At 52.0% G+C, this 3,689-nt stretch carries 3 protein-coding genes; all 3 read right to left on the bottom strand.

What is annotated here, in order from left to right; translation table 11 throughout:
- Positions 1-57: 57 nt before the first annotated feature.
- Positions 58-1,239, bottom strand: coding sequence for a tryptophan synthase subunit beta (trpB, locus tag H740_RS07725; protein WP_002952997.1), 1,182 nt, complete (start codon positions 1,237-1,239; stop codon positions 58-60).
- Positions 1,240-1,415: 176 nt separating this feature from the next.
- The gene (locus tag H740_RS07720; protein ID WP_002952996.1) at positions 1,416-2,015 is read right to left on the bottom strand and encodes a phosphoribosylanthranilate isomerase; all 600 of its coding nucleotides are present in this window, start codon (positions 2,013-2,015) and stop codon (positions 1,416-1,418) included.
- Complete coding sequence (gene trpD / locus H740_RS07715) at positions 2,012-3,625, bottom strand: anthranilate phosphoribosyltransferase (protein WP_002952995.1); 1,614 nt, start codon at positions 3,623-3,625, stop codon at positions 2,012-2,014. The genes H740_RS07720 and trpD overlap by 4 nt, the downstream gene beginning before the upstream one ends.
- Positions 3,626-3,689 lie beyond the last annotated feature (64 nt).

Here is a 3,689-nt window from a genome sequence, read left to right as displayed (position 1 = left end):
TACCCCGCCACGACGTAGCCGATGTTTGCTTTTTTGCTCGCGAACGCGTCTTTTACCTTAGCCATAAATTTTTCCTTTCTCGTAGCTCATCACGGTGTTTATGTCTTTGTCGCCGCGTCCCGAGACGTTTACGACGATGACGCTTTTTTTCGTCAAATTCGGGCAGAGCTTTTCTAGATACGCTAGCGCGTGCGAGCTCTCGATCGCCGGGATGATGCCCTCTAGGCGGCTGGTTAGATATAGCGCGTTTATGCACTCGTCGTCGGTGACGCCGTAGTAGGCGGCTCGCTTGCTCTCATGCAGGTGCGCGTGCTCGGGGCCTACGCCCGGGTAGTCGAGTCCCGCCGAGATACTATGTACGGGCTCGATCATGCCGTATTCGTCTTGAAGCACGATCGTTTTCATGCCGTGGATGATGCCTGTGCGACCCTTGGTTAGCGTCGCGGCGTGATACGGAGTATCCGCGCCTAGGCCTGCAGCCTCGACTCCGATCAAATTTACGTCCGCGTCGTCCAAAAATGCGCTAAAGATGCCGATGGCGTTGCTACCGCCGCCGACGCAGGCGATGACGTAGTCGGGATGCACGCCGTATTCTTTTAGCTGAGCCTTGGTCTCGCGGCCAATGATACTCTGGAAGTCGCGCACGATCCTAGGATAGGGGTGCGGGCCGACTGCAGAGCCGATGACGTAAAAGGCGCTTTCTATTTCGTTTACCCACGCTTGGATCGCTGCAGTGGTGGCTTCTTTTAGGGTTTTTAGACCCTCTTCTACGCTCACGACTCTGGCGCCTAAAAGCTGCATGCGAAATGCGTTTAGCTGCTGGCGCTCTACGTCGGTCGCGCCCATATACACGTCGCACTCAAGGCCGAGCAATGCCGCCGCGGTCGCAGTCGCCACGCCGTGCTGACCCGCGCCCGTCTCGGCTAAGACCTTCTTTTTGCCCATTTTTTTGGCTAGAAGCGCCTGGGCTAGGGCGTTATTTATCTTATGCGCGCCGGTGTGGTTTAGATCCTCGCGCTTGAGGTAAATTTCATGCCCGTAGTGCTCGCTTAGGCGTTTTGCGTGATATAGCGGACTCGGGCGTCCGACGTAGTTTTTTAGTAGGTCGTCTAGTTCGGCCTCAAATTCAGCCGTTTTTGCGATGCGTTCGTAAGCGGCCTCGAGCTCGTCTAGCGCGAACATCACGGTTTCCGGCACGAACTGCCCGCCGAATTTGCCAAAATATGCTTTAGTGTTCATCGGTATCCTTTAAATTTTCGTTCTATTTTAGCATTTTAAGTTTTTATTAGGCTTATTTGGGACGCGGATAGGCCTCGTTAATTGGTCTGTGAGGGAAACGGGAAATTTAAAAACATGCCATATTTTATTTAGGCAAGGCGGCAAAGGCGTAAAATTTGCCTTCGCCGCAAACAAATTTACGCCTTTATTAGCTCTAAAATTTTCTTTATTTTTTCGGCCGATTTTATACCGTTTTCGTCCTCGACTTTTGAGTTTAGATCGAGCACTCGCGGGTTAAATTTGATCGCTTCGCGCGCGTTATGCTCGCCGATACCGCCCGCCATACCAAAGTCAAATTTGACCGCACCCAAAATCTGCCAATCAAAGCTGATGCCGTTGCCGCCGGCATTTTCGCCTTTGCAATCAAAAAGCGGCATATCGCAAAGCGCGGTATCGACGGCGGGCAGCGCGTCTAGCACGCTATAAACGCGCCAAACCTCTAGTCCCATTGTCTTTAAATTTGCGTATAAATTTGAGCTAATTTCGCCGTGGATCTGTGCGACGTCAAGAGCGGCAAATTCGCAAATTTCTATTATCTCGCAGTCGCTTTGCCCGGCAAAAACGCCGACGCATTTTTTGCCCGCCGCGTGTGCGATATCTGTTATCTCACGCGCCGTCTGTGCACTCACTTGCCGTTTGCTTTTAGCAAATATCGCGCCCAAAAAATCAACGTCCAAACTCGCCACGTCGCGCGCCTCCGCAGGCGTTTTGATGCCACAAATTTTAACCAGCGTCACGCTTCGCCTCGCACGTAGTCCTCGAAGTAGCGATAAACTTTACCGCTTTTTATCGCATCCAGGATGACCTCTTTGGCCTGTGCTGGACTGTCCGCGACGCCTGCTGCATAGAGCGCAAACATCGCGTTTAGCACGACTACGTCAAATTTCGGCCCGCTAATCTCGCCTTTTAAAATTTGCCTTAAAATTTCGGCGTTTTGCTCAGGCGTGCCGCCTTCGATCTCGCTGTGAAACGCCCGTTTGAAGCCAAACTGCTCTGGCGTGATGCTGTACTCGCTGATCTGGCCGCCGCGTAGCTCCACGACGCGCGTCTCGTCGCACAGACTTATCTCGTCTAGTCCGTCCTCGCCGCGAACTACCAGCGCTCGTTCGCGTCCCAGCAGCTGCAGCGTCTCGGCATAGAGGCGTAAAACAGGCTTATGATAGACGCCCACGAGCTGATTTTTGAGCGCCAAATTTGGATTTAGCAGCGGGCCAAGTACGTTAAAAACCGTGCGGATACCTAGGAGCTGACGCACTTCGCGCACCTCGCCCACTAGCGGATGGAAAAACGGCGCGTGGAAAAAAGCTAAATTTTTGTCGTTTAGTAGCTCGCGCTGCCCTAGGAGCGAATTTGAGCTCTTAACGCCCAAAATTTCCAGCACGTCCGAGCTACCTGATTTGCTAGAAACGGCTTTGTTTCCGTGCTTTGCGACTTTGATGCCAAGGCTTGCGAGGATAAACGCGACGGTGGTTGAGATATTTATCGTCTTAAAGCCGTCGCCGCCCGTGCCGCAAAGATCGATCATCGGCGAAGGATCGCGGTAGGTCTGCGAGTATTTTAGGATGTTTTTGGCGAGGCTTGCGAGGCTTTGCGGATAGAGGCTTTTTTCGCTGATTAGCACCAAAAGTGCCGCTAGCTGCGTGATCTCGTACTCTTTACTCGCGATGATTTCGCAAATTTGCTCAAAGTCGCGGTCGTCTAGCCGCTCGTTTTCTTGCAGCTTGATTAGAAACGGCTTGAGCGGGCGGATCTTTGGCTCTTTGGCGACCTCTGCTGCAGGCGCTGCTTCGTAGTTGATGAAATTTTCGATGATTTTTTTGCCGTACTGCGTGAAGTAGCTCTCGGGGTGAAACTGGATACCAAAAATCGGCCTGTCTCTCACGCTAAGAGCCATCACTACGCCGTCCTCGCTCACGGCTGAGGCCTCTAAATTTGACGGTAGCTCGTCCACGTAAAGCGAGTGGTAGCGCATGACCTCAAATTCGTCCGGCAGTCCCGTAAATAGCGGCTCTTTGCAGCTAACTTTTATGAGCGAAGTTTTGCCGTGATAGGGCTTTTCTAGGCGTTTGATTTTGGCGCCGCAAACGAGCCCGATCGCCTGATGTCCGAGGCAGATACCAAGGATAGGTGCGGCGATGTCGCTTTTTAAAATCTCTAGGCAAATGCCGCTATCTTGAGGGTGTTTTGGTCCCGGGCTTAGCACGATTTTGCTGGGATTTAGCCTGCGGATCTCGTCTAGCGTGATCTTGTCGTTGCGCACGCAGCATACTTCTTCGTCGGTTAGCTCGCGTAGGTACTGCTCCACGTTGAACACGAAGCTGTCATAATTATCTATCAATAAAATCATTTTTTTCCTTTTAAACGGCTTGTCTTTTGAGCGCCTTTGAATGAGTTTGAAATTTTAAGTCTGC

Origin of the sequence: Campylobacter showae CC57C, assembly GCF_000344295.2 — a bacterium.
GTDB lineage: Bacteria > Campylobacterota > Campylobacteria > Campylobacterales > Campylobacteraceae > Campylobacter_A > Campylobacter_A showae_B.
This window is presented reverse-complemented; position numbering and strand designations above follow the sequence as displayed.

What these genes read in the sequence shown, in the direction of transcription:
- trpB (WP_002952997.1), bottom strand. Translation starts at nt 1,239, where the DNA reads ATGAACACTAAAGCATATTTTGGCAAATTCGGCGGGCAGTTCGTGCCG.
- trpD (WP_002952995.1), bottom strand. Translation starts at nt 3,625, where the DNA reads ATGATTTTATTGATAGATAATTATGACAGCTTCGTGTTCAACGTGGAG.